Here is a 24,351-nt window from a genome sequence, read left to right on the forward strand (position 1 = left end):
CTTCAACGGGCAAAAGGAAGAGTTCATGACTGATACAGTTGAGTTAACCCAGTCCAACACAGACGTACTAACGGATGATCCGTTTCGTATGAAAATTGCCGGGCAACAGAGCGTCAGCGAAGATCCCAAGGTCCATGTCTATGGACAGCACGTAAATATAATCTGTGATACAGAGTCTCGTGGTTATAAGCGTAACCCTGCGGAGTTGCAGCTTGACGCCACGGAGGGTTTTATTCCTCTTTGGAGCGAAGGTTCAATACTGAGGTGGAGATTCAAGGAGCAATCGCTGACTAACTTTGAGTCGCCTGATAAAGCCAAAGAAAGGATTGAACATCTTCTTGCGCTTGCATTGCAGGCATGGGGAGACGCTGTGCCAATCAAGTTTGCCAAGGACGATGATGCGTGGGATTTTCAGATAGTCATACAGGAAGTCGAACGCTGTAATACCGCGGGTTGTGTTTTGGCAAGCGCCTTTTTTCCAGACTCCGGGCGACATGACCTGGTGATCTATCCGACGCTGTTTAGTCAGGAGCTAACTGAGCAAGTCGAGACATTGGCGCATGAGCTTGGCCACGTATTTGGGCTTCGACATTGGTTTGCACCACAGAAAGAGCCTGATAATCCTGCTGTTCCCTTTGGTTCAGAGAACCGCGTGTCGATAATGAATTATGGTGCTGACAGCCAGCTTACCGAGGATGATAAAAAGGATCTAAAGGAACTTTATACCCTGGCTCGTAGCGGGAAGCTAAAGCAGATAAATGGTACCGCTATCCGATTGGTGACTCCTTTTCACAATCTTAGGGAGCTATCCAGTAACTTGCTGTTTAAATGATTTTGTTTTGGAGTATCGCCATGTACCTCCCGTGTCGATTTCCATTCGAACGATATTCGGGCACCATTGGTGCCAGTCAGTAAGCCGTAAAGCAATCTGTAATTGGATGGCTTCGCCAGCTGTTACACGAAGCATCTTTCGCGAGAGATTTCTTAACTGACAGGCATTAGCATTGGCGCCTGCTCTTTATTCACCAGATGTCCCTTACGGATGTAGTCCACGCATGGTTCGAGCAGGCCTTGATTGAGACTGTCATTGGACTCCAACAGCTCAAGGTCAGTAAGGAGTGGGGGCCGGAGCCAATGGACGTCGCGCTCTCCGAGGAAGCCTTGACGGCAACCGTCATGCAGCGATACCACGTGCACAATCAATGTCGCCGCGATCTGGGTGCGAAACTTGGTAAAGCACTTCAAACGGAGTAAAGCGGATGTTTGCGGCTCGGCGCACAACAAGGCCCTCCAGTGTGACATTCACGCCTTCGACGTGGCCGCACTTGGGCTGGGGCGCTAGAGACCGCTTTTGGCCGACAGCTGCCTGTTGAAGAAAGCCACATCCACCTGCGTGTCGAGGTCGAACCAGTGATATCGGAAGGGTAGGGTTGCGGAAATGACCGAAAAGATGCGGAAGCGATCCAGAAAGGGAAGACCAAAAACCGCGAGTACCAGAAACGACAAAGCCCTGAATAATCAGGGCTTTGTCGTATAAAGATGGCGGAGGCGATGGGATTCGAACTCATGGACCTGTTACAGTCGACGGTTTTCAAGACCGTTGCCTTAAACCACTCGGCCACACCTCCGTTTGCGTTGCGGGCGCCATAATACCTGAATGAAACACACTGTCAAACTCTCTGCATGGCTTGTTACAGAGCGTCTGTTATGATCTTTGCGACTGAACGTTTCAAACCAACAGGAGTGTCGCCATGCGCGAACAGGATTACGCAGTTAATAACAGCGTGCAGGCTGAGCAGCTAGAGGTTAGCCGCGTCCTGCGCAACACATACGGCTTGCTCGCTCTCACCCTCGCATTCAGCGGCGTGATGGCGTTCGTCGCCCAGCAGATGCGCGTCGGCTACCCGAATATATTCGTGGTGCTGATCGGTTTCTACGGCCTTTTCTTCCTCACTAACAAACTCCGTGATTCCGCGTGGGGCCTGGTGTCGGCGTTTGCCCTGACCGGTTTCATGGGTTTCCTGCTCGGCCCGATCCTCAACCGTTACCTGGGCATGCAGGGCGGCGCTGAAGTAGTGAGCTCGGCCTTCGCGATGACGGCGCTGGTGTTCGGCGGTCTGTCGGCTTACGTGCTGATCACCCGCAAGGACATGAGTTTCCTCGGCGGCTTCATCACCGCAGGTTTCTTTGTGCTGCTGGGTGCGACGCTGGCGAGCTTCTTCTTCCAGGTCAGCGGTCTGCAGCTGGCGATCAGCGCAGGTTTTGTGCTGTTCTCCTCGGTCTGCATTCTGTTCCAGACCAGCGCCATCATTCACGGCGGTGAGCGCAACTACATCATGGCGACCATCAGCCTGTATGTGTCGATCTACAACCTGTTCATCAGCTTGTTGCAGATCTTCGGCATCATGAGCCGCGATGATTAATCGTCGTCCATGAGTAAAAAACCCGCTTCGGCGGGTTTTTTCTTGCCTGCGATTTGGCTGAAGGCTTAGGCCATGGGCGGCAATCGGCGTTTGACCGGGGTTTTCTTGACGATGGCGGTGTTGGTTTCTGCATGGGTGTTGAGGCGGTCGAGGAGGGTGTCCAGCTGTTCCATCGAGCGCACGTGCAGGCGGGCGATGAAGCAGTCGTCGCCGGTGACCTTGTCGCACTCGGTGAATTCGGGAATCGCCTGGATTTGCCGCTCCACCTCTTGTAACTGGCCCGGCAACGGGCGGATTCGCACGATGGCCTGGAGTTGATAGCCGAAACACTTGGGATCAATCTCGACGGTGTAGCCCTTGAGCACGCCCCGTTCTTCGAGGCGGCGCAAACGCTCGGCGACGCTCGGTGAGGACAGGCCGCTGAGGTTTGCCAGCGCCTTGAGCGAACGCCGTGAGTCTTCCATCAACGCCGTAATCAGCACCTGGTCGATATCGTCAGTCATGGCGTAACCCCTGTAAGGCAATTAATCGAAACCGCCTTGATAAAAAAGGCAGATGCCGAGTTTAGCCTGCTTTTTACGCTGGAGAAGCCCCCGGTTGGATGGGCATACTTTGGGCTCAATCACAGGAGTCTGATGATGGACAAAACACTTCGTCGCGGGTCATTCGAGATGACCGCCGCCATGCTGATTTCCGGGACCATCGGCTGGTTCGTGCTGGTGTCCGGGCAACCGGTGCTGGACGTGGTGTTCTGGCGTTGCGTGTTCGGCGCCGGCACCTTGTTGCTGATTTGCGCGGCTTTCGGCTTCCTGCGCCCCGGCATTTTGACCCGCACCACCTTCCTGCTGGCGGTGCTAAGCGGCGTGGCGATTGTTGGCAACTGGGTGCTGTTGTTTGCTTCTTACTCCCGCGCTTCGATTGCCATCGGCACCGCGGTGTATAACGTTCAACCGTTCATGCTGGTCGGCTTGGCCGCGCTGTTCCTCAACGAAAAAATCACCCTGCAGAAACTGTTCTGGCTGGGCGTTTCGTTTCTGGGGATGCTGGCGATTGTCAGCGCACACGGGCAACAGGGCGAGGGCGGCAACGATTACCTGATGGGCATCGCGCTGGCGCTTGGGGCCGCTTTCCTTTACGCGATTGCGGCGTTGATCATCAAACGCCTGACCGGCACGCCACCGCACCTGATCGCGCTGGTTCAGGTCAGCACCGGCGTGTTGTTGCTCGCGCCATTCGCGCACTTCTCGGCGTTGCCGCAAGCACCGAGCGCCTGGGCCAGCCTGGTGACTCTCGGCATTGTTCACACCGGCGTGATGTACGTGTTGCTGTACGGCGCGATCCAGAAATTGCCGACGGCACTCACCGGCGCGTTGTCGTTCATTTACCCGATTGCGGCGATTTTCGTCGACTGGTTTGCCTTCGGTCATCGTCTGGAAGTGCTGCAATGGATCGGTGTCGCTGCGATTCTGCTGGCCGCCGCGGGCATGCAACAAGGCTGGAGCCTGAAGTTTCGGCGGACAGTTACACAATAATCAGATGTTCCAGCACGGCGCGGTCTTGGCCAGGCGCTGGCGCATTTCACCAATGTTGCTGGCCAGCTGCCGGATCAATAGCCGGTAGCCGTCCAGCGGGTTGTAAACCGGTGCGTCCAGGCTCGAATCCGCTGGCAGTTCGACGGGTCGATTCAGCCGCCGGGACGCACCGGATTTCAGCGCCCGCGCCATCCCCACCAATTGCACGCGAATCAGCCGATGCTCCGCTTTCAACGCCGATTGCAGATGCGCCATGGCGTCGGGGTCATTGGCATCGGGTCGGGTGTTGCTGAGGATTTCCAGGGTGCTGACGCACATGCGCAAATGGCGCTGGATCGCATCGAGCTCGGTCATGGATATCTTCACTTCCTTGGACACCGACGGCATCAGCGAGCGCTGTTGCACCATCACCGTGTTCAGGCGATTCATCAACTTCACGTGCTCGTCATCAGTGACGGGTTGGCCATTGATGATGCGTCCGTAAATCGTCGCGCAATCGCGCAGCGCATCGGCCAGGTTGTAGCGCCAGGAGTAAACCGCGTACAGCGGCAGCGCAAAGGAAAACGCCAGGGCCAGGGCAATGCCGATCAGGATATCCACCCCGCGCCACAGCCCGTCGGTCACCGGATTATCGCCATGCCCGGCGACGATAAACACGGTGATCGCCGACAGCAGCGCCGTGTAACCGCCCTTGCCGATGGCATGGTATGAGAAGAATCCGCAGACCACCGACATCGCAAAATAGGTCAGCCACGGCATCCCGAGCCAGGCTTGTTGCGCCACCAGCAACAGGCCGACACCGGCGCCGATCAAGGTGCCGATGGCGCGCTCGGCGGCTTTTTTGCCGATGTTGCCGTGGTGCTGCAAACCGCCGATCACCACCAGCATCGTCACCGACGCCCACTCACCGTGGGGCAGGTGGATGCCGGTGGTCAACAGGATCGTCGCCAGCAACCCCAGTGATACGCGCACGGCGTGAATCAGTTTGGCGTGGCGATAGCGCCGGTACGGGTCCAGTAACGGACGCAGTACCCGGCGCAACAGTGGTGGTAGTCGATGGGCTCTGAAGGTGCTCAGGCTCGTGGTCCTCAGAAGATGTAGTCGGTGGTCAGGAAGCTCGAACTGCGGCCGCTGATGATCTCGCTGATGAGGTCCTTGTTGGTCTCCTGGAACTTGGTCGCGACCAGCGTGCGGATCGAAAACACCCGCAGAGCATCATGCACCGACAACGTGCCTTCGGCGGAGTTCTTGCGGCCGTTGAACGGGAAGGTGTCCGGACCGCGCTGGCACTGGGCGTTGAGGTTGATGCGCCCGACCTGGTTGGCGAAGGTGTCGACCAGCCGGCCAACCGCCACCGGGTTGGTGCCGAAGATACTCAGTTGTTGGCCGAAGTCCGACTCCAGGACGTAATCGATCACTGTGTCCAGATGCCGGTAAGGCACGATTGGCACCACCGGGCCGAACTGTTCTTCCTGATAGACGCGCATCTGCGGCGTCACCGGGTACACCACCGCCGGATAGAAGAAGGACGCGCGGGCTTCACCGCCATTCGGGTTGACCACACGGGCACCTTTGCTCACGGCATCCGCGACCAGCCCGTGCAGATAATCGACCTTGCCCGATTCCGGCAGCGGCGTAAGGGCTACGCCGGTTTCCCACGGCATGCCGGGTTTGAGGCTGGCGAGTTTGGCGTTGAATTTGTCGATGAACGCCTCGACCACGTCTTCGTGGACGAAGAGGATTTTCAGCGCGGTGCAGCGCTGGCCATTGAACGACAGCGAACCGGTGACCGCTTCGTTCACGGCGTTGTCCAGGTCCACCTCAGGCAAAACGATACCGGGGTTTTTCGCATCCAGGCCCAGCGCGGCGCGCAAACGGTGCGGTTTCGGGTGGAGTTTTTTCAGGTCGCTGGCGGCCTTGTTGGTGCCGATGAACGCGAAGATATCGATCTTGCCGCTGGCCATCAGCGCGCTGACCGTCTCGCGGCCGCTGCCGTAAATGACGTTGATCACACCGGTCGGGAAGCTGTCGCGGAACGCTTCCAGCAGCGGACGGATCAGCAGCACGCCGAGCTTGGCCGGTTTGAACACCACGGTGTTGCCCATGATCAGCGCCGGAATCAGCGTGGTGAAGGTTTCGTTCAGCGGGTAGTTGTAAGGCCCCATGCACAGCGCCACGCCCAGCGGCACGCGGCGGATCTGCCCGAGCGTGTCTTGTTCCAGCTCGAAACGACTGGAGCGGCGGTCGAGTTCCTTGAGGGCGTTGATGGTGTCGACGATGTAGTCGCAGGTGCGGTCGAACTCTTTTTCCGAGTCCTTGAGGTTTTTGCCGATCTCCCACATCAGCAACTTGACCACCGCTTCGCGCTGTTCGCGCATACGCCCGAGAAACGCTTCGACGTGCTGGATGCGTTCGGCCACGCGCATGGTCGGCCACAAACCCTGGCCCCGGTCATAGGCGCGGACGGCGGCGTCGAGGGCGGTCAGCGCGGTGTCGGCATCGAGCAACGGCGTGCTGCCGAGGATCACTTGTTCGTCGCCATTTTCGCCGGTCAGGTACACCGGGCTGCGGACTTGGGCGAGGGGGCCGGACCAGGTTTTCAGCTCGCCATCGACCAGGTATTCACGCTGCTCGGTCTGGCCGTCGAGGCGGTACTTTTCCGGAATGTCGCTGGCGTCGGGAAACAGGTTGCCGAGGATGTGTGCTGTGGTCATGTCGCTACTCCATGTGATGTAAGCCATGCGCTGGCGGCTTGCAGTTCAGAATTCACTTCAAAGGTTATACGCCTTATTGCCTCGACTTTTTAAGTGCCGGGATCAAGATCCGGCGATCTTTTGACCTGAGAACACACAACGGCCGACGCTGCGGGTAAACTTCACGCTCTTTCTTAAGGAGTTCATATGAGTTACTACCAGCCGGGCATCCTCGCCACCCCCGTTCCACCTCAGGCCCGTCATATGTTCTTCACGCTGGAATCCGTCGATGCTCTGCCGGCCGCGCTCGACAAGTTGACGCAGCTGGTGGACTGGAAGTCGGCGGTGGCCGGTTTCGGTGAATCCCTGGTCAAGGCGCTGCACGTGCAGATCGACGGGCTGCGGCCGTTTCCGGCACTGACCGGCGTCGGCGTCGACAACCCGTCGACCCAGCACGCGCTGTGGTGCTGGTTGCATGGTGTCGACCGTGGCGAGTTGCTCAATCGCGCCACCGCCATCGAAGCCGCGCTGGCGCCGGCCCTGCGCCTGGTGCAGATGAATGAAACTTTCCGCCACCTCACCGGCCACGACCTGACCGGTTACGAAGATGGCACCGAAAACCCGCACAACGAAGCCGCCGTGGCTGCCGCGTTGATCGGTGAGGGCGCTGACGGTGTGGTCGGTGGCAGCTTCGCCGCGATCCAGCAGTGGCAGCACGACCTGAAGGGCTTCCACGCGATGCCGTCCGAAGAAAAGGACAACATCATGGGCCGTCGCTTGAGCGACAACGAAGAAATCGATGACGCGCCTATCTCTGCCCACGTCAAACGCACCGCCCAGGAAAGCTTCGCCCCCGAAGCGTTCGTGGTCCGCCGCTCGATGCCGTGGATCGAAGGGGATCGCGCCGGTCTGATGTTCCTCGCGTTCGGTTTCTCCCTCGACGCCTTCGAAGCCCAATTGCGACGCATGAGCGGTCTGGAAGATGGCATCACCGACGGCTTGTACCGCATCAGTCGCCCGATCACCGGCGGCTACTACTGGTGCCCACCGCTGAAGGACGGTCGTCTGGACTTGCGCGCACTGCGCGTCGGTTGATCTGTAGGAGCAAGGCTTGCCGGCGATGGCGATTTCAAGGACGCCATCGCCAGCAAGCCGGCTCCTACAAGTGCGTGGGTGTGCCGGGAATGTTCGGTTGACGCCAATCCTGTAGGAGCCAGGCTTGCCGGCGAAGGCGATTTCATGGACGCCATCGCCAGCAAGCCGGCTCCTACAAGTGCGTGGGTGTGCCGGGAATGTTCGGTTGACGCCAATCCTGTAGGAGCCAGGCTTGCCGGCGAAGGCGATTTCATGGGCGCCATCGCCGGCAAGCCGGCTCCTACAAGTGCGTATGCGTGCCGGGAATGTTCGGATGACGCCAATCCTGTAGGAGCCAGGCTTGCCGGCGAAGGCGATTTCATGGACGCCATCGCCAGCAAGCCGGCTCCTACAAGTGCGTATGCGTACCGGGAATGTTCGGATGACGCCAATCCTGTAGGAGCCCGGCTTGCTGGCGAAGGCGATTTCATGGACGCCATCGCCAGCAAGCCGGCTCCTACAAGTGCGTGGGTGCCGGGGATGTTCGGTTGACGCCAATCCTGTAGGAGCCAGGCTTGCCGGCGAAGGCGATTTCATGGGCGCCATCGCCGGCAAGCCGGCTCCTACAAGTGCGTGGGTGTGCCGGGGATGTTCGGTTGACGCCAATCCTGTAGGAGCCAGGCTTGCCGGCGAAGGCGATTTCAAGGACGCCATCGCCGGCAAGCCGGCTCCTACAAATGCGTATGCGTGCCGGGAATGTTCGGATGATGCAAACCCTGTAGGAGCCAGGCTTGCCGGCGAAGGCGATTTCATGGACGCCATCGCCAGCAAGCCGGCTCCTACAAGTGCGTATGCGTGCCGGGAATGTTCGGATGACGCCAATCCTGTAGGAGCCAGGCTTGCCGGCGATGGCGATTTCAAGGACGCCATCGCCAGCAAGCCGGCTCCTACAAGTGCGTAGGTGTGCCGGGAATGTTCGGATGACGCCAATCCTGTAGGAGCCAGGCTTACCGGCGAAGGCGATTTCATGGACGCCATCGCCGGCAAGCCGGCTCCTACAAGTGCGTGTGTGCCGGGGATGTTCGGTTGACGCCAATCCTGTAGGAGCCCGGCTTGCCGGCGAAGGCGATTTCATGGACGCCATCGCCAGCAAGCCGGCTCCTACAAGTGCGTGGGTGTGCCGGGGATGTTCGGTTGACGCCAATCCTGTAGGAGCCCGGCTTGCTGGCGATCCATGCGGCGCGGTGTGTCAGGTGACGCGCCATCCCGCGAATCTAACCTTATTCTCAAACAGTATTTCTCAACCCTCGCGCTAGAACTCTAAGATCACGTCATAACTCGTTATAACAAGTGATCTGCCATGACCGATAACGTTCTCTCCCTCAGCAGTGTTCCTTTGCACACTCAACTGCGCGACGTCCTGCGTGCCCGCATTCTCGACGGCGAATACCCGCAAGACAGCCAGATGCCTTCGGAAAGCGAGCTTGGCGCGTTGTTCAAAGTCAGCCGCATCACCGTGCGCCAGGCCCTCGGTGATCTGCAAAAAGAAGGGCTGATCTTCAAGATTCACGGCAAGGGCACCTTCGTCGCCAAACCGAAAACCTTCCAGAACGTCAGCACTCTGCAAGGTCTCGCCGAGTCCATGACCGGGCGTGGCTACGAGGTGATCAACCGCCTGCGCAGTTTCAAATTCATCCCCGCCGACAAACTTGTCGCCGAGCGTTTGCAGGTGGCCGAAGGCGAGATCGTGGCGCAGATCAAGCGGGTTCGCCTGATCAATCGCGAGCCGATTTCACTGGAAATCACCTACCTGCCCAAAACCATCGGCGAACGGCTGGAGAAGGCCGATCTGGTCACCCGCGACATCTTCCTGATCCTCGAAAACGACTGCGGCCTGGCCCTCGGTCATGCCGATCTGGCCATCGACGCCGTCCTCGCCGACAGCGACCTGACCCAGGCACTGAGTGTCGAACCCGGCTCGCCGATCATGCGCATCGAGCGTCTGACCCACGATGCCAGCGGCCAACCCGTGGACTTCGAACACCTTTACTACCGCGGCGATGCCTTCCAGTACCGCCTGCGGATCGACCGGCAAAAAGGGGCGCAGGCATGACAAGAAGTACCCTCGAACAGGAATACGACATCGTCGTGATCGGCGGCGGCACGGCAGGTCCCATGGCAGCAATCAAGGCCAAGGAGCGCAACCGCGACCTGCGCGTGTTACTGATCGACAAGGCCAACGTCAAGCGCAGCGGCGCGATCAGCATGGGCATGGACGGCCTGAACAACGCGATCATTCCGGGCCACTCGACCCCGGAGCAGTACACCAAGGAAATCACCATCGCCAACGACGGCATCGTCAATCAGGCAGCGGTCTACGCCTACGCGACACACAGCTTCGAAACCATCGAGCAACTGGACCGCTGGGGCGTGAAGTTCGAGAAGGACGAAACCGGTGACTACGCGGTGAAAAAGGTCCACCACATGGGCGCTTACGTGCTGCCGATGCCGGAAGGGCACGACATCAAGAAAGTCCTGTACCGCCAGTTGAAACGCGCCCGGGTCAGCATCACCAACCGTGTGGTTTGCACGCGCTTGCTGACGGACGAAGAGGGCGCGGTCAACGGCCTGATGGGTTTCGACTGCCGTACCGCCGATTTTCATGTGATTAAGGCCAAGGCAGTGATCCTCGCGTGCGGTGCCGCCGGGCGCTTGGGCCTGCCGTCCTCGGGTTACCTGATGGGCACCTACGAAAACCCGACCAATGCCGGCGACGGTTACGCCATGGCCTATCACGCCGGGGCCGAGCTAGCGAACCTCGAATGCTTCCAGATCAACCCTTTGATCAAGGATTACAACGGCCCGGCCTGCGCCTACGTCACCGGCCCGTTGGGCGGCTACACCGCCAACAACAAGGGCGAGCGCTTCATCGAGTGCGACTACTGGAGCGGCCAGATGATGTGGGAGTTCCACCAGGAACTCGAAAGCGGCAACGGCCCGGTGTTCCTCAAACTCGATCACCTGGCCGAGGAAACCATCCAGAACATCGAAGAGATCCTGCACAGCAACGAACGCCCGAGTCGCGGCCAGTTTCACGCCAATCGCGGCACCGATTACCGCACGCAGATGGTCGAGATGCACATCTCGGAAATCGGTTTTTGCAGCGGGCATTCGGCGTCGGGCGTGTGGGTCAACGAGAAGGCCGAAACCTCGGTCAAGGGTTTGTACTCGGCGGGTGACATGGCCGCCGTGCCGCACAACTACATGCTTGGCGCGTTCACCTACGGCTGGTTTGCCGGCACCAACGCAGCGGATTTTGTCGCCGGTCGCGAATTTTCAGCGGTCGATGCCAAACAAATCGAAACAGAGAAAGCACGGGTCTACGCACCACTGGACCGCGAACACGGACTGCCGCCGGCCCAGGTCGAGTACAAGCTGCGACGCTTCGTGAACGATTACCTGCAACCGCCGAAAGTGACCAAGAAGATGCAGATCGGCCTGCAACGTTTCAGCGATATCCAGCGCGATCTCGATCAGATCAAGGCCCACAACGCCCACGAACTGATGCGCGCCATGGAAGTCAGCATGATCCGCGACTGCGCCGAAATGGCCGCCCGCGCTTCGTTGTTCCGCGCCGAAAGTCGCTGGGGGCTTTACCACTATCGGGTCGATCACCCGCAGCGCAACGACAGCGACTGGTTCTGCCATTGCCATTTGAAGAAGGATGAAAACGGCCAGATGAGCAGTTTCAAGAAAGCCGTCGAGCCCTACATCATCCCGCTGGATGCCGAAGAAATGCAGGCCTACGACCGGCTGCGTGTCGGTGCCTTTGCGGCCTGAGCCTAAAAAAGAGAGACCGCGAAATGGCCTATCAACCCCAGGAAATTTTCTTCCGTTCCAACGCGCCCGTCACCGTCGACGAGGACCTGTGCATCGCCCACAAAGGTTGCACCGTGTGCGTCGACGTCTGCCCGATGGACTTGCTGGCGATCAACCCGGCCACGCAAAAGGCCTACATGGCCTTCGACGAATGCTGGTACTGCATGCCATGCGAAAAGGACTGCCCGACCGGGGCCGTGAAAGTCGAGATCCCATACCTCTTACGTTGAAACACCGACCTTGTAGGAGCCGGCTTGCTGCGGGCGGCGTTCCGACGATGGTGTGTCAGCTGCGTTGATGTCGACTGACACACCATCGTCGGAACGCCGCCCGCAGCAAGCCGGCTCCTACAGTTGATCGAGTTCCAATGTGGGAGCGAGCCTGCTCGCGAAGAGGCCAGCCCAAACAACATAAAACGCTACCCGGCAACACCGGACGCCTGCTTCAAACACCCCTCGTTTCCCACCGCGCCCTGATCGTGGCGGAGACGAACATCCTATAAATGATTCGAGGGGATTCACCATGTTATTGCGTGCAGCATTGGCCGGTCTGGTACTGGCTTCATTCACCTTGTCGGCTTCCGCCGAAACCATCCGCATTGCCATCGGCACCCAGGACACCACGATCAACTGCGCCGCCGGCGGCCTGTTGATTCGCGAGCTCGGCTTGCTGGACAAATACCTGCCCCACGACGGCCAATACAAAGACGCCAAATACGAGGTCGAGTGGAAGAACTTCACCAGCGGTGCGCCCCTGACCAACGAGATGGTTGCGGGCAAACTGGACTTCGGCGCGATGGCCGATTTCCCTGGCTCGTTCAACGGTGTCGCGTTCGAAACCGCCGGCAAGCACAGCCTGTTTATCAGCGTGCTGTCGGGCAGCATCAAGGGCAGCGGCAACGGCATCGTCGTGCCGAGCGCTTCGGGTGTGCAATCACTGGCCGAACTCAAGGGCAAGACCATTTCCGTGCCATTCGCCTCGACCGCCCATGGCATGTTGCTGCGCGCGGTGGCGGCTCAGGGTTGGGATCCGCTCAAAGACGTGAACATCATCGCCCAGCCGCCGGAAGTCGCCGGTTCCGCGTTGCAGGCCGGCAAGATCGACGCCCACGCCGACTTTGTGCCTTTCGCCGAACTGTTCCCGAGCCGTGGCTTCGCTCGCAAGATCTATGACGGTTCCCAGGCGAATACGCCGACGTTCCACGGTGCGCTGGTCGATCAGGCCTACGCGAAAAAGTACCCGGAAATCGTCGTCGCGTATCTGCGCGCCAGCCTCGAAGCCAACCAGTTGTTGGCGGCAGAACCCGAGAAGTACAGCGAGTTGATCGCCAAGGTCACCGGCGTCGATGCCGAGGTCAATTACCTGTTCCACGGCCCGCTCGGCGTGCAGACCCGCGACCTGAGCTGGAAGCCGGAATATCGCCAGGCGGTCGGCACCGCCATCGACACCCTCAAGCTGCTGAAGAAGGCTGATCGCGGCCTCGATCTCAACACTTTCATCGACGACCAGTACATCCGCGCCGCGTTCAAGGCCTCGCACCTGGACTACACCGCGCAACTGGCCAACTACGGTCAGACACCGCTCAAAGCAGTGGATGCGTTGAGCGGCAAAGCCATCACCGACTTCAGTCATGTGGCCGAGATCTGGGTGCGCGGCGAGCCGAAAGTCCGGCAGTACGCCTCGGCGGAATCGGCGTTCACGGCATTGGCCGGTTTGAAGTCCGAAGGCAAAAACATCCGCGCGGTGTATGCCCAGGCGAGTGACAGCGGGATCAAGTTGTTGGCGGATCAGGCGTGGTTTGCCAGTGATGCGAAAGGGCGCCTCAGCGCGTTTCTGCTCAAGGGCCAGGCCCAGCAATTCGCCACGGCCCAGGGCGGCAAAGTCCTCGACTTCACCGACGCCACCACCCAGGCCGTAGCCGCCCGCTAACCGCCAGAACACCGCAATCCCCTGTAGGAGCGAAGCTTGCTCGCGAAGGAGTGTCAGTCGACATTGACTTAGCTGACACTCCTTCGCGAGCAAGCTTCGCTCCTACAGGGGGGTTAGGTTGAGAGGAAGAATTGTGTACCGATCCTATTTGCGCTGGATCCCGAGGGCAGCTTCATTGCTGCTCTGCCTTTTGTTCTGGCAACTCGCCGCCAGCCACCACTGGAACCTCGGCCTTGTCACCTTCGCCAATGTCCCGACACCGCTGGCGGTGATCGAAGCCGCCCTGGGCCTGGGCGATTCCGGCAAACTCGCCCAGCACCTGAGCAGCAGCCTCAGCCGGGTCTTCGCCGGTTACCTCGCGGCGCTGATCATCGGCATCGCGTTGGGCCTGGCCATCGGTCGTTCGAAATGGGCCGAAGATTTGCTGTTGCCGCCGCTGGAAGTCCTGCGGCCGATCCCGGCCGTCGCCTGGATTCCCCTGGCGATCCTGATGTTCCCGTCGTCGGAACTGTCGATGGTCTTCATCACCTTCACTGGCGCGCTGTTCCCGATCCTGCTCAACACCGTGCACGGCGTCGAAGGCGTTGACCCGCGCCTGATTGCCTCGGCGAAAAGCCTCGGGGCAGGGCGTCGGGCGATTCTGCTGGAGGTGATTCTGCCGGGCGCCGCGCCGAGCATCATCACCGGCCTCGCCATCGGCATGGGCACCTCGTGGTTTTGCCTGGTGACCGCCGAAATGATCTCCGGCCAATACGGCATCGGCTACTACACCTGGGAGTCCTACACCATCCAGAACTACGCCGACATCGTCGTCGGCATGTTGCTGATCGGCGTGCTCGGCATGGGCAGCAGCTTGCTGATCAAACGGTTGGGCGGGTTGTTGACGCCTTGGCATCGACCACGAGGAAAAGCCTGATGAGCGTATTTCAACACCTTGAAGGGCGCATCGACATTCGCGGATTGTCGATCAGCCTCGGGGAGGGCCGTGCCGCGTTCGAAGCCGTGCAAGGCCTCGATTGCCAGATCGAGCCGGGGCAGTTCGTGTGCATTCTCGGCCCCTCCGGTTGCGGCAAATCGACCTTGCTCGGCGCGCTGGCCGGACACCTGCAACCTCGCGCCGGCAGCCTTAAAGTCGATGGCGAAGACGTGTCGAGTCCTTCGCCCCAGCGCGGCATGGTGTTCCAGCACCACACGCTGTTCCCTTGGCGTACGGTGCGCGACAACGTCGCGTTCGGCCTGAAAATGCGCGGCATTGGCAAGGCCGAACGGCACGAAGCCGCCGATGAAATCCTCGCGCTGGTCGGCCTCGATGGGTTCGCCGAGCGCTGGCCGGATCAGATGTCCGGTGGCATGCAGCAGCGGGTGGAAATCGCCCGCGTGCTGATCAACCGTCCGCGCCTGTTGCTGATGGACGAGCCGTTCGGTGCCCTCGACGCGCTGACCCGGTTGAACATGCAAGAGCTGCTGCTGGACATCTGGACGCGGATTCGCACCACCGTGGTGTTCGTCACCCACGACATCGACGAAGCGCTGTTCCTCGCCGACCGGCTGCTGGTCATGAGCACGCGTCCCGGGCGGATCATCGAAGACCTGCGCCTCGACTTCCCCCGGCCACGCACCAGCGAACTGGTGACAAGCCATGAGTTTTCCCGCTTGAAGCGCCATTGCCTCGAATTACTGCGTCACGAAGACGGTCGGCAGCTACCACGCCTGAACCCTCTCGGACTTCCCCCTGAAAACAAACTGCCGCGATTTGCCCTATGACCTCTCTATTCGATGTAACCGATAACGATGACATTCTCGCCCTGCAACCACGCCTGACCGATGCCGACGCCGGCGTGCGCCGGATCGCCCTGATCGAGCTGGCGGATCTGGAAGAACCGGACGGTTTGCTGTGGCTGGTTGATCGACTGGCCGATGACCCGACCGCAGAGGTCCGCGCCGAAGCCGCGCGCCTGCTTGAAGCCTGGGAGGATGCGCCGGTCGTCGAGGCGCTGTGCCAGGCGTTGACCGATCCGTCGCCGGCCGTGCAGGCCGCCGCTGCGCAGAGCCTGAGCCTGCTCAAGAGTGAAGCCGCGGGCCGGGTGATTCTGCCGTGGACCGGGCATGCCGACATCAACGTGCGTATCGCCGCGTTCCGGGCGTTGCGCGAATTGCGTTTTCCCGATGCCGCGACCGCTGCTTTGGCGGCGCTGGGCGATGCAGATGCCAGCGTTCGCCGCGAAGCTGTTGGCGTGCTCGGCTGGCTCAAACAGCTCGATGCCTTGCCGGCCCTGGCGACGTTGGCCAGTCACGACCCGGACACCGAAGTCCGTCGCGCCGCCACGGGTGCCCTTGGCCTGGCCTCCGATGTGCACGTCCTGCCGGCCCTGCGCCAGGCGTTACAGGACGGCGCCTGGCAAGTGCGCGAAGAAGCCGCGACCACCCTCGGCAAGGTAGGCCACACCGACGCCGGCCCGGCACTGGTCGAAGCGTTGAGCGATGATTATTGGCAAGTGCGCCTGCGCGCCACCCGCAGTCTCGGTCGCTTGCGTTACGCCCCGGCGCTGGACGCATTGATCGAAACCCTCGGCCATCGCATCAGTAACCTGCGCAAGGAAGCCGCGCTGGCTCTCGGCGAATTGAACGATAAGGGCGCTGTCGCAGCGTTGCAGGCTGCGCAGAACGACGGCGACCCGGAAGTGCGCAAAGCAGTGCGTATTGCCCTGAGTCAGCTGCAATGAACCCGCTGGCGATCGGCAATTCCCGGAGCAAACAGCAGCTGCGACTGAACTGGCCGGATGGTCGTGAGCAGTTACTGGATCATGCCGAGTTACGCCGGCAATGCCCGTGTTCGCAGTGCCGGGCGTTTCGCTTGAAAGGGTTGACGCCGAGGGTCGATGACCGAGTGCAAGTCATCGAATTGAACGCGCAGGGCTATGGCCTGCAACTGATTTTCAGCGATGGCCACGAACGCGGCATTTACCCGTGGCCGTATCTTTCGAGCCTGGCCTGATGACGCGCTTCACCGGAGCATGAGCCCGCCGATGAAGCGCGGCAGGGTGGTCAGGCTTTGCTGGCGGCCAGGTAAGCGCCCAGTCGGCGGCCCATCTCTTCACCCAAGGCTTGCAAGCCACTCAGGGGACGGACCATCACTTCGAATTCAACGATTTTTCCTTGTTCGTTGAAGCGGATCATGTCGATGCCCTTGAGCTGTTTTTCACCGACCCTGGCGCTGAACTCGAGGATGACGTTCAAGCCGTCCGCAGTCGCCAATTCGCGGTGGTACTGGAAGTCCTCAAACACGTCGAACACCGTGGTGAGAATCATGTTGACCACCGGCGCCCCCGGATAAGGCGTGTGCGCCATTGGCGAGCGGAATACCGCTTGTGGGTCCAACAATTCGGGCAAGGCCTGCAAGTCAGCCTTTTTGATCATCGCGTGCCATTGGTTCAAGGATTGTGCGGCGTTTGGATGCAGTTTCAGTTCCGACATTTTCAACTCCTGTATTTTTTGTTGTTCTGCAAACGTCGGCGAAGACTGTACATCAAAGGGCTTGAAGGGAAACCCTCGCGCAGCAAAACCCTTGAACACTGGTTAGTATTTTTCCGTCCTGACGCCCGTCGCCATGGGCAAAATCGTTCTAAAAATTCCGGGGCGTGGTTCGGGGGGGTGTACTAGTCTTGAATTTGTAGGTGAAGACGCAGACTGATGCGCAAGCGGATGGCAAGGACACGTGGGGCGCGTTCCGAAGGGTACACGGTTAGAAAGATCTCCGCGCTGAGATCCGGCCCTTATGCCGTGTGAAGCAGAAGAGCACAAAACTGTTCTGTGAGAGGCCTGATAAACCTTGTAAGCCGGAGACCAGCGCCGGCCACCTACTCGAATCCCGAAGCCCGCCTTGTGCGGGCTTTGTCGTTTCGCCATCTCCCAAACCACCACAAATCCCCTGTGGGAGCGAGCCTGCTCGCGAAGAGGCCGTGTCAGTCGGCATCAATGTTGAATGACACACCGCATTCGCGAGCAGGCTCGCTCCCACAGGGGTGGCGTGTTGCTGAAAATCTTTCTGCATCCCCATCAACCGGATCCACCGGGACACCGATATTGGCCATTTCGATCTCCTTTTGGCCGACCTCGCACTATGAACTCACTCGTTCGTCAGCAAGAATCGAAGCAGCATTGCTGTTTCAGCACGCTTGCGAATCCACAACTGAAATCCTGTTTTCCTTGCCCTTGGCAATTTTTAAGGCCTGCCGTGTACAGAACATAAAAACCAACGAGCGACACACTTGGGGAATTCATTCATGGTCATGATGAAACGCATACTGGGCGCCACTGTTTGTGGGCTGACGCTGTTGGCGAGTGCCGTGCACGCCGAACAGCGGGAATTGCGGGTGTACAACTGGGCGGACTACATCCTGCCGTCCGTGCCCAAGGACTTCGCCCAGAAAAGCGGAATCAAAGTGACCTGGGACACCTTCGATACCAACGAATCGCTGGAAGCGAAGCTGCTGACCGGTAACTCGGGATACGACCTGGTGGTGCCGTCGAACCAGTTCATCGAAACCCAGATCAAGGCCGGTGTATTCCAGAAACTCGACAAGACCAAGCTGCCGAACTGGAAACATCAGGACCCGGCACTGCTCGCATTGCTGGACAAGAACGATCCGGGCAACCAGTACGGCGTGCCCTACATGTACGGCACCGTGCTGATCGGTTTCAACCCGGCCAAGGTCAAGGCCGCGCTGGGTGAGAATGCGCCGGTGGACAGTTGGGACCTGGTGTTCAAACCGGAGAACATGCAGAAGCTCAAATCCTGCGGCGTCGCCATGCTCGATACGCCTTCGGAAATTCTGCCGATTGCACTGCATTATCTAGGTTTGGACCCGAACAGCCAGAACCCGGACGACTACGAAAAAGCCAAGGCGCTGATGCTGAAGATTCGCCCTTACGTCACCTACTTCAACTCCGCCAAGTACATGACCGACATCGCCAACGGCGATATCTGCGTCGCCATCGGCTACTCCGGCAGCTTCTACCAGTTCGGCAATCGCGCCAAGGAAGCGGGCAACGGCGTAGTCGTCGATTGGCGCTTGCCGAAGGAGGGCGCGCCGATCTGGTTTGATACCTTTGCGATTCCAAAAAGCGCGAAGAACGTGGAGGAGGCCCACGAGTTTCTGAACAACCTGCTGGACCCGAAAGTCATCGCCCCGATCAGTGATTTCCTCGGCTACCCCAACGCCAACAAGGACTCGCTTGCGCTGATCAACAAAGAGATCACCGGCAACCCGAACCTGACGCCGACCAGTGAAGCGTTGAAAACCCTGTATGTGGTGCAACCGTTGCCGCAAAAGCTTGAGCGGGTGCGCACACGGGTCTGGACCAGCATCAAGTCCGGCGAATAACACTCAGGGCGGAGCGCAATCGGCCGGCCTTACGCATTCCCCTGTAGGAGCCGGCTTGCCGGCGATAGCGGTAGATCAATCAGCATTAATGTTGGCTGACACACCGCCATCGCCGGCAAGCCGGCTCCTACAGGGTTTTTAGATCCGCGTCAGCGCCTGCGCCAAATCGGCACGCAGATCCTCGACATCCTCAACCCCCACGGACAACCGCACCAGCCCGTCGCCGATGCCCAGCTGCGCGCGGGTTTCTGCGGGGATGGTGGCGTGGGTCATGATCGCCGGGTGCTCGATCAGGCTTTCCACGCCGCCCAGACTCTCGGCCAGGGCGAATATCCGTACGCTCTCAAGGAAACGCGTGGCACCCGCCAGATCGCTCTTCAGATCGACAGAAATCATCCCGCCGAAACCGCGCATCTGCCGCTTCGCCAATTCATGCTGCGGGTGCGACGGCAGGCCCGGGTAGTAGACGCGCGCCACTTGCGGCTGGCGCTCCAGCCATTGCGCCAACTCAAGCGCGTTGCTGCAGTGACGCTCCATGCGCAGCGCCAGGGTTTTCACGCCGCGCAGGGTCAGAAACGCGTCGAACGGTCCGGCGATCGCGCCCACCGAGTTCTGCAGGAAACCCAGGCGTTGCGCCAGTTCCGGGTTCTGCCCGACCACAGCGATGCCGCCGATCACGTCGGAGTGGCCGTTCAGGTATTTGGTGGTCGAGTGCAGCACGATGTCGAAGCCCAGCTCCAGCGGGCGCTGGATCCACGGGCTGGCAAAGGTGTTGTCGGCGACGCAGATGATGCCGCGGTCGCGGCAGATACGTGCGACGGCGGCGAGGTCGGTCAGGCTCAGCAACGGATTGCTCGGCGTCTCGACCCAGACCATTTTGGTGTCGTCCTGCAATGACGCTTCGAACGCCGCGAGGTCCGTCAGGTCGACGAAGCTGAAACGATGCCCGGCGCTGCGTTTACGCACTTTGTCGAACAGTCGGAACGTCCCGCCGTACAGGTCATTGCCGGACACGATATGCGAGCCTGCGTCGAGCAGTTCCAGCACCGTGGAAATCGCCGCCAGCCCGGAGGCGAACGCGAAGGCCTGGGTGCCGCTTTCCAGGTCGGCGACGCAACGCTCCAGGGCGAAGCGCGTCGGGTTGTGCGAGCGCCCGTAATCGAAACCTTTGTGCACGCCGGGGCTTTGTTGCAAATAGGTGGAGTTGGCATAAATCGGTGGCATCAATGCGCCGGTGGTCGGGTCCGGCGTTTGCCCGGCATGGATCACCCGAGTGGCGAAGGCGCGTGTCGCGGCGTTTTCATCGTGTTGACTCATGCAAGGGATCTCCGCAAATGATTGAGCAGGTCGACGCGGGTAATCAGGCCATGGAAGCCCGAGGCGTCGGCGATGATCGCCACCAGCCCGCGATCGAGTTCTGCTTGCAACTCGACCAGATTGGCGCTGGCCGGCAGGGTTTGTACTTTGTCGGTCATTGCGCTGGCCACGGTCAAGCGGAAGTGCGAAGGATCTTCCTGCATGCCCAGCAGAATGTCGGATTCGTCAATCACGCCGACCAGTTGCTTGCCGTCCACCAGCACCGGCAATTGCGACACATCCGCCAGGCGCATGCGTTGGAACGCGGTCAGCAGCGTGTCGTCCGGGCCGACGCTGATCACTCGGCCATCCTCGAAACGCCGTGCGATCACATCGCGCAGGTCGCCATAAGGTTTGCGCTTGAGCAAGCCCTGATCGTTCATCCACTGGTCGTTGTAGACCTTCGACAGGTAGCGGGTGCCGGTGTCGCAGACGAAGCTGACCACGCGTTTGGGCGTGGTTTGTTCGCGGCAGTAACGCAGGGCCGCCGCCAGCAGGGTACCGGTTGAAGAACCGCCGAGAATGCCTTCGGCGCGCAGCAGTTGGCGGGCGTGATCGAAGCTTTGCTCGTCGCTGATCGAATAGGCGTGGCGCACGCTGGACAGGTCGGCAATCGAGGGGATGAAGTCTTCGCCGATGCCTTCCACCGCCCACGAGCCGGGCGTCTGCATGGTGCCGCTGCGGCTGTATTCGGCCATCACCGAACCGATGGGGTCGGCCAGCACCATTTCCAGATTGGGCTGTACGCGCTTGAAGAAACGGGTCAGCCCGGTCAGCGTGCCGGCCGAACCGACACCGACGACAATCGCATCCACGTCATGCTGGGTTTGCGCCCAGATCTCCGGTGCGGTGCTGCACTCATGGGCGAGCGGGTTGGCCGGGTTGTTGAACTGGTCGGCGAAGAATGCGTCGGGAATCTCCAGCGCCAGCCGTGCCGCAACGTCCTGGTAATAATCGGGATGGCCCTTGCCGACGTCAGAGCGGGTGATGTGCACCTCGGCGCCCATGGCCTTGAGGTGCAAGACTTTCTCGGTGGACATCTTGTCCGGCACCACCAGCACCACCCGATAGCCCTTGGCGCGACCGACCAGGGCCAGACCGAGGCCGGTGTTGCCGGCGGTGGCCTCGACGATGGTGCCGCCGGACTTCAGCCGGCCGTCGCGCTCGGCTTCGTCGATCATCGCCAGGCCGATGCGGTCCTTGATCGAGCCGCCGGGGTTCTGTGATTCGAGCTTGAGAAACAGGGTGCATGGGCCCGTGTCAAAGCGGCTGACGCGCACCAGCGGCGTATTGCCGATCAGTTCAAGCACGGCAGGGCGGGAGTCATTCGGCATGTTGTCACCTCTTTGCGAAAATTCGCACGGGAAGGACAGCAACCGGCGGCGAGCCATCGCACGCCAGTCGCCAGCAATGCATCGTTTGGACCATAGGCCGCGATTGCGCCTCTCGCAACTTTGTGCGACCAGCCGGTCACCTGATTGCTGGAGAGAATCCGCCAGTCGGTAATACTCAAGCTCTTCAACGCCAGCCTGGAAGGCAATACCCGCCGTGCGATTGATGTGCATGAGGGTGAGACGCTTGATGAAAAAACAGTGAAGGCGCTGATTCGGGCGGCGGTGGTGCTCAACACCTCCAAATGAATCGGCCGGTTTGTATTCCTGTGTATCCCTCGCAGCCAAAGCTATCTTGGCTTACAAAACCATGGCATCCACGACACGTCCCCGATACACGACGGCCGCCTAATGGGGCACCACAACGGTATCCACCGGAGAAATGCCATGTTCCGTATCAACGCTCGTCACACCGCCAGAATGCTTGGCGTCGCTGTTGTCACCACTGCCGCACTCGCTGCGTTCTCCGGGATGTCTCAGGCCGAGGAAGTGAAGGCCCCTGCAAAAAGCTGGCAGACAGGGATTCATCGCACCGATCTCCTGAAAAAGGACCTCGACGTCGACGGTCGTGAAGTGATCCAGGTACGGGTTGATATCGATCCGGGCGTCTCGTCGCCCAACCACTCCCACCCCGGCGTGGAAGTGGCTTATGTCATCGACGGCACGTTCGAATATCAACTGGAAGGGCAGCCACCGGTCACGTTGAAAACCGGTGATTCGCTGTACATCCCGGCGGGCGTTGCGCATGTCGCGAAGAACATCGGAACCAAAACCGGCTCCGAACTGGCGACGTACATCGTGAAGAAAGGCGAACCGCTGGTTGTGATCAAGCAGTAAGGCCTAGGGGGAACCGTCGATATGGTTATCGACGGTTCACCTGTCATGCGCGAATTTTAATACACCGCAAATCCCTGTAGGAGCCGGCTTGCTGGCGATGGAGTGTCAGTCGACTTCGATTCAGCTGACCCACCATCGTCGGAACGCCGCCCGCAGCAAGCCGGCTCCTACAGGATTTACGTCAACCGAACATTCCCGGTACACACACACACTTGTAGGAGCCGGCTTGCCGGCGATAGCGGTGTGTCAGCCAACATCAATGGCGATTGATACGCCGCCATCGCCAGCAAGCCGGCTCCTACAGAATTTACGTCAACCGAACATCCCAGGAGCACACACGCACATGTAGGAGCCGGCTTGCCGGCGATGGTGGGTCAGCTGAATCGATGTCGACTGACACTCCATCGCCGGCAAGCCGGCTCCTACAAAGGTTTCAGCGTTCGGCGGGCTAGTGCGACGCCGAGCGCAACAACGATCAGCCCCAACGCTACCGCGAAGGTGACCCGCATGCCGTGGGCCACGGCTTCGGGTGGCGTCAGGGTAATGTCGGCCGCCTGCGTGGCGAGGGCGAATACAGCGCCCAATGCCGAGGCGCCAGTGATCAGTCCCAGGTTTCGCGACAGATTGAGCATGCCCGAGACAACGCCGCGCTGATCGGGCTGCACATCGCTCATGACCGTGGTGTTGTTGGCCGTCTGGAACACGGCATAGCCGAGCGTGATCACCACCATCGGCGCAACGTACCCGCCGATGCCGACTGTCAGCGGCAACACCGATAACACCAGGCAACCGACGGCCATGGCGAGCAGCCCGGCGACAGTCATCCGTTGGGCGCCGAATCGGTCGGCGATCCGGCCGGCGGGCACACCTGTCAGGGCCGCGACACAGGGCCCGACCGCGAGCACTATTCCCACCACAACCGCCTTCAGCCCCAGCCCATGGGCCAGATAAAACGGCCCGACCACCAACGTAGCCATCATCACCGTAGCGACCAGTGTGCTCATGGCCAGGCTCGCGCTCAGCACCGGGTTGCGAAACATCGCCAGCCGTATCAGCGGCGAGGCGACGTTCATTTCAACCAAAACGAAGAGCCCCACGCCGAACCCCGCCGCCAACAGCAAACCAATATTAAGCAGCCCGAAATGGCCACGGCCCAACGTCATGGCCAGCGCATACGCCGCCAACGTCAGTGCCAATACCAGCGTGCCCCACGCGTCAAAACGGGCGTTCCCTGTGGTTGCCTCCTGCCGATCCGCCGGCAGATAGCGATGCGCAAGCAGCAGCGTCATCAGGCCCAGGGGCACGGTGACCAGGAACATCGCCCGCCAACCGAATCCACTGATCAACAGGCCGCCCAGCGATGGCCCCAGCGCGGTGCCAATCGCCGACATCGTCCCGAGCAACCCCATGGCGCTGCCGGTTTTGGCTTTCGTCACTGTCTCACCGACGAAGGCCATGGTCAGCGCCATCATGATCGCCGCGCCGAGCCCTTGCAGGGCTCGGGCGCCAATCAACATCCCCAATGTCGGTGCCCACGCGCACAACGCCGAGGCGAGGGTGAACACGCCAATGCCGCCGAGCAGCAGCCGGCGACGGCCGATCAGGTCGCCGAGCCTTCCGGCACTGACGATCAGCGTGGTGATCGCCAGCAGATACGCGATGACGACCCACTGCACGTCCTGAAAGGTTGCACCGAACACCTGGGCCAGCGTCGGCAAACCGACGTTGGCGACGCTGGTGCCGAGTGACGACAGCAGCATCGACAGCGAAAGGCTGACCAGCGCCCAGCGAACGGCGGGTGTCTGTGTTGTGTTGTCCACGATGGCGATAGTCGGCTTCATGCTGTCCCTCTG

General features: G+C 60.3%; 23 protein-coding genes, 1 tRNA gene and 1 pseudogene. 17 read left to right on the forward strand and 8 right to left on the reverse strand.

Annotated elements, in window-relative coordinates; all coding sequences use genetic code 11:
* The first annotated feature begins 25 nt into the window (after nucleotides 1–25).
* On the forward strand, nucleotides 26–832 hold the full coding sequence (locus ACYZUC_RS01550) for a matrixin family metalloprotease (RefSeq protein ID WP_461992981.1): 807 nt from the start codon (nucleotides 26–28) through the stop codon (nucleotides 830–832).
* A gap of 708 nt (nucleotides 833–1,540) precedes the next feature.
* Here the strand turns inward: ACYZUC_RS01550 and ACYZUC_RS01555 are convergent.
* Nucleotides 1,541–1,628 (reverse strand) — tRNA-Ser (locus ACYZUC_RS01555).
* 123 nt (nucleotides 1,629–1,751) lie between these two features.
* On the opposite strand from ACYZUC_RS01555, the gene ACYZUC_RS01560 reads away from it, so the two are divergent.
* Nucleotides 1,752–2,423, forward strand: a complete 672-nt coding sequence (locus tag ACYZUC_RS01560; RefSeq protein WP_007915443.1) for a Bax inhibitor-1/YccA family protein — start codon at nucleotides 1,752–1,754, stop codon at nucleotides 2,421–2,423.
* A 65-nt stretch (nucleotides 2,424–2,488) separates the two neighbouring features.
* Here the strand turns inward: ACYZUC_RS01560 and ACYZUC_RS01565 are convergent, their stop codons facing one another.
* Nucleotides 2,489–2,926 carry an Lrp/AsnC family transcriptional regulator gene (locus tag ACYZUC_RS01565; protein ID WP_008028095.1) on the reverse strand — a complete coding sequence of 146 codons (438 nt, stop codon included), beginning with the start codon at nucleotides 2,924–2,926 and terminating at the stop codon, nucleotides 2,489–2,491.
* Nucleotides 2,927–3,061: 135 nt separating this feature from the next.
* Here ACYZUC_RS01565 and ACYZUC_RS01570 point away from each other — a divergent pair, with 135 nt between their 5' ends.
* Nucleotides 3,062–3,955, forward strand: a complete 894-nt coding sequence (locus tag ACYZUC_RS01570; RefSeq protein ID WP_461992984.1) for a DMT family transporter — start codon at nucleotides 3,062–3,064, stop codon at nucleotides 3,953–3,955.
* On the opposite strand, the gene ACYZUC_RS01575 is transcribed toward ACYZUC_RS01570, so the two are convergent.
* Together ACYZUC_RS01575 and ACYZUC_RS01580 are read right to left on the reverse strand one after the other, a co-directional pair.
* The gene (locus ACYZUC_RS01575; RefSeq protein ID WP_461996798.1) at nucleotides 3,956–4,999 is read right to left on the reverse strand and encodes an FUSC family protein; all 1,044 of its coding nucleotides are present in this window, start codon (nucleotides 4,997–4,999) and stop codon (nucleotides 3,956–3,958) included.
* 44 nt (nucleotides 5,000–5,043) lie between these two features.
* Nucleotides 5,044–6,669 carry an NADP-dependent glyceraldehyde-3-phosphate dehydrogenase gene (locus ACYZUC_RS01580; RefSeq protein ID WP_461992986.1) on the reverse strand — a complete coding sequence of 542 codons (1,626 nt, stop codon included), beginning with the start codon at nucleotides 6,667–6,669 and terminating at the stop codon, nucleotides 5,044–5,046.
* A gap of 186 nt (nucleotides 6,670–6,855) precedes the next feature.
* On the opposite strand from ACYZUC_RS01580, the gene ACYZUC_RS01585 reads away from it, so the two are divergent.
* The 11 genes from ACYZUC_RS01585 to ACYZUC_RS01635 all read left to right on the forward strand — a co-directional run bounded on the left by ACYZUC_RS01585 (nucleotide 6,856) and on the right by ACYZUC_RS01635 (nucleotide 16,525).
* Complete coding sequence (locus tag ACYZUC_RS01585; protein ID WP_461992988.1) at nucleotides 6,856–7,743, forward strand: Dyp-type peroxidase; 888 nt, start codon at nucleotides 6,856–6,858, stop codon at nucleotides 7,741–7,743.
* A 144-nt stretch (nucleotides 7,744–7,887) separates the two neighbouring features.
* Nucleotides 7,888–8,274, forward strand: coding sequence for a hypothetical protein (locus tag ACYZUC_RS01590; RefSeq protein WP_461992990.1), 387 nt, complete (start codon nucleotides 7,888–7,890; stop codon nucleotides 8,272–8,274).
* Nucleotides 8,275–8,317: 43 nt separating this feature from the next.
* A complete protein-coding gene (locus ACYZUC_RS01595; RefSeq protein ID WP_461992992.1) occupies nucleotides 8,318–8,683 on the forward strand; it encodes a hypothetical protein in 366 nt (121 codons plus the stop codon).
* A 399-nt stretch (nucleotides 8,684–9,082) separates the two neighbouring features.
* On the forward strand, nucleotides 9,083–9,835 hold the full coding sequence (locus ACYZUC_RS01600) for a GntR family transcriptional regulator (protein ID WP_461992994.1): 753 nt from the start codon (nucleotides 9,083–9,085) through the stop codon (nucleotides 9,833–9,835).
* Entirely contained in the window at nucleotides 9,832–11,562 is a 1,731-nt protein-coding gene (locus tag ACYZUC_RS01605) for a fumarate reductase/succinate dehydrogenase flavoprotein subunit (RefSeq protein ID WP_192228316.1), read from the forward strand. The genes ACYZUC_RS01600 and ACYZUC_RS01605 overlap by 4 nt, the downstream gene beginning before the upstream one ends.
* A gap of 23 nt (nucleotides 11,563–11,585) precedes the next feature.
* Nucleotides 11,586–11,831, forward strand: a complete 246-nt coding sequence (locus ACYZUC_RS01610) for a 4Fe-4S dicluster domain-containing protein (protein ID WP_007946457.1) — start codon at nucleotides 11,586–11,588, stop codon at nucleotides 11,829–11,831.
* Between the two features lie 292 nt (nucleotides 11,832–12,123).
* On the forward strand, nucleotides 12,124–13,530 hold the full coding sequence (locus ACYZUC_RS01615; protein ID WP_461992996.1) for an ABC transporter substrate-binding protein: 1,407 nt from the start codon (nucleotides 12,124–12,126) through the stop codon (nucleotides 13,528–13,530).
* Between the two features lie 133 nt (nucleotides 13,531–13,663).
* Nucleotides 13,664–14,446 carry an ABC transporter permease gene (locus ACYZUC_RS01620; RefSeq protein WP_461992998.1) on the forward strand — a complete coding sequence of 261 codons (783 nt, stop codon included), beginning with the start codon at nucleotides 13,664–13,666 and terminating at the stop codon, nucleotides 14,444–14,446.
* Nucleotides 14,446–15,294, forward strand: a complete 849-nt coding sequence (locus ACYZUC_RS01625; protein WP_461993000.1) for an ABC transporter ATP-binding protein — start codon at nucleotides 14,446–14,448, stop codon at nucleotides 15,292–15,294. The genes ACYZUC_RS01620 and ACYZUC_RS01625 overlap by 1 nt, the downstream gene beginning before the upstream one ends.
* Entirely contained in the window at nucleotides 15,291–16,253 is a 963-nt protein-coding gene (locus ACYZUC_RS01630; RefSeq protein WP_461993002.1) for a HEAT repeat domain-containing protein, read from the forward strand. The genes ACYZUC_RS01625 and ACYZUC_RS01630 overlap by 4 nt, the downstream gene beginning before the upstream one ends.
* Nucleotides 16,250–16,525: a DUF971 domain-containing protein gene (locus ACYZUC_RS01635; RefSeq protein WP_008027252.1), complete on the forward strand. Its 276-nt coding sequence runs from the start codon at nucleotides 16,250–16,252 to the stop codon at nucleotides 16,523–16,525. Before ACYZUC_RS01630 ends, ACYZUC_RS01635 begins: the two co-directional genes overlap by 4 nt.
* Before the next feature lie 50 nt (nucleotides 16,526–16,575).
* Here ACYZUC_RS01635 and ACYZUC_RS01640 read toward each other — a convergent pair whose 3' ends face one another.
* Complete coding sequence (locus ACYZUC_RS01640; protein WP_461993003.1) at nucleotides 16,576–17,004, reverse strand: nuclear transport factor 2 family protein; 429 nt, start codon at nucleotides 17,002–17,004, stop codon at nucleotides 16,576–16,578.
* 809 nt (nucleotides 17,005–17,813) lie between these two features.
* Between ACYZUC_RS01640 and ACYZUC_RS01645 the strand changes: the two genes are divergently transcribed.
* Nucleotides 17,814–18,914, forward strand: a complete 1,101-nt coding sequence (locus ACYZUC_RS01645) for a polyamine ABC transporter substrate-binding protein (protein ID WP_461993005.1) — start codon at nucleotides 17,814–17,816, stop codon at nucleotides 18,912–18,914.
* A 138-nt stretch (nucleotides 18,915–19,052) separates the two neighbouring features.
* On the opposite strand, the gene ACYZUC_RS01650 is transcribed toward ACYZUC_RS01645, so the two are convergent.
* Both ACYZUC_RS01650 and ACYZUC_RS01655 read right to left on the reverse strand, forming a co-directional pair.
* Nucleotides 19,053–20,231: a cystathionine gamma-synthase gene (locus tag ACYZUC_RS01650; protein ID WP_461993007.1), complete on the reverse strand. Its 1,179-nt coding sequence runs from the start codon at nucleotides 20,229–20,231 to the stop codon at nucleotides 19,053–19,055.
* On the reverse strand, nucleotides 20,228–21,604 hold the full coding sequence (locus tag ACYZUC_RS01655) for a pyridoxal-phosphate dependent enzyme (protein WP_461993009.1): 1,377 nt from the start codon (nucleotides 21,602–21,604) through the stop codon (nucleotides 20,228–20,230). The genes ACYZUC_RS01650 and ACYZUC_RS01655 overlap by 4 nt, the downstream gene beginning before the upstream one ends.
* Nucleotides 21,605–21,784: 180 nt before the next feature.
* On the opposite strand from ACYZUC_RS01655, the pseudogene ACYZUC_RS01660 reads away from it, so the two are divergent.
* A pseudogene (locus ACYZUC_RS01660) lies at nucleotides 21,785–21,910 on the forward strand (DUF1801 domain-containing protein); the annotation flags it as partial.
* A gap of 138 nt (nucleotides 21,911–22,048) precedes the next feature.
* Nucleotides 22,049–22,498 (forward strand): cupin domain-containing protein, encoded by a 450-nt coding sequence (locus tag ACYZUC_RS01665; RefSeq protein WP_253403920.1) that lies wholly within the window; start codon nucleotides 22,049–22,051, stop codon nucleotides 22,496–22,498.
* 422 nt (nucleotides 22,499–22,920) lie between these two features.
* On the opposite strand, the gene ACYZUC_RS01670 is transcribed toward ACYZUC_RS01665, so the two are convergent.
* On the reverse strand, nucleotides 22,921–24,339 hold the full coding sequence (locus ACYZUC_RS01670; RefSeq protein WP_461993011.1) for an MFS transporter: 1,419 nt from the start codon (nucleotides 24,337–24,339) through the stop codon (nucleotides 22,921–22,923).
* Nucleotides 24,340–24,351 lie beyond the last annotated feature (12 nt).

The organism is Pseudomonas sp. GT1P32, from assembly GCF_054897805.1.

Coding starts and splice junctions, on each gene's coding strand:
- ACYZUC_RS01550 (WP_461992981.1), top strand. CDS start 26: ATGACTGATACAGTTGAGTTAACCCAGTCCAACACAGACGTACTAACG.
- ACYZUC_RS01560 (WP_007915443.1), top strand. CDS start 1,752: ATGCGCGAACAGGATTACGCAGTTAATAACAGCGTGCAGGCTGAGCAG.
- ACYZUC_RS01565 (WP_008028095.1), bottom strand. CDS start 2,926: ATGACTGACGATATCGACCAGGTGCTGATTACGGCGTTGATGGAAGAC.
- ACYZUC_RS01570 (WP_461992984.1), top strand. CDS start 3,062: ATGGACAAAACACTTCGTCGCGGGTCATTCGAGATGACCGCCGCCATG.
- ACYZUC_RS01580 (WP_461992986.1), bottom strand. CDS start 6,669: ATGACCACAGCACACATCCTCGGCAACCTGTTTCCCGACGCCAGCGAC.
- ACYZUC_RS01585 (WP_461992988.1), top strand. CDS start 6,856: ATGAGTTACTACCAGCCGGGCATCCTCGCCACCCCCGTTCCACCTCAG.
- ACYZUC_RS01590 (WP_461992990.1), top strand. CDS start 7,888: ATGGACGCCATCGCCAGCAAGCCGGCTCCTACAAGTGCGTGGGTGTGC.
- ACYZUC_RS01595 (WP_461992992.1), top strand. CDS start 8,318: ATGGGCGCCATCGCCGGCAAGCCGGCTCCTACAAGTGCGTGGGTGTGC.
- ACYZUC_RS01600 (WP_461992994.1), top strand. CDS start 9,083: ATGACCGATAACGTTCTCTCCCTCAGCAGTGTTCCTTTGCACACTCAA.
- ACYZUC_RS01605 (WP_192228316.1), top strand. CDS start 9,832: ATGACAAGAAGTACCCTCGAACAGGAATACGACATCGTCGTGATCGGC.
- ACYZUC_RS01610 (WP_007946457.1), top strand. CDS start 11,586: ATGGCCTATCAACCCCAGGAAATTTTCTTCCGTTCCAACGCGCCCGTC.
- ACYZUC_RS01615 (WP_461992996.1), top strand. CDS start 12,124: ATGTTATTGCGTGCAGCATTGGCCGGTCTGGTACTGGCTTCATTCACC.
- ACYZUC_RS01625 (WP_461993000.1), top strand. CDS start 14,446: ATGAGCGTATTTCAACACCTTGAAGGGCGCATCGACATTCGCGGATTG.
- ACYZUC_RS01630 (WP_461993002.1), top strand. CDS start 15,291: ATGACCTCTCTATTCGATGTAACCGATAACGATGACATTCTCGCCCTG.
- ACYZUC_RS01635 (WP_008027252.1), top strand. CDS start 16,250: ATGAACCCGCTGGCGATCGGCAATTCCCGGAGCAAACAGCAGCTGCGA.
- ACYZUC_RS01640 (WP_461993003.1), bottom strand. CDS start 17,004: ATGTCGGAACTGAAACTGCATCCAAACGCCGCACAATCCTTGAACCAA.
- ACYZUC_RS01645 (WP_461993005.1), top strand. CDS start 17,814: ATGGTCATGATGAAACGCATACTGGGCGCCACTGTTTGTGGGCTGACG.
- ACYZUC_RS01650 (WP_461993007.1), bottom strand. CDS start 20,231: ATGAGTCAACACGATGAAAACGCCGCGACACGCGCCTTCGCCACTCGG.
- ACYZUC_RS01655 (WP_461993009.1), bottom strand. CDS start 21,604: ATGCCGAATGACTCCCGCCCTGCCGTGCTTGAACTGATCGGCAATACG.
- ACYZUC_RS01665 (WP_253403920.1), top strand. CDS start 22,049: ATGTTCCGTATCAACGCTCGTCACACCGCCAGAATGCTTGGCGTCGCT.
- ACYZUC_RS01670 (WP_461993011.1), bottom strand. CDS start 24,339: ATGAAGCCGACTATCGCCATCGTGGACAACACAACACAGACACCCGCC.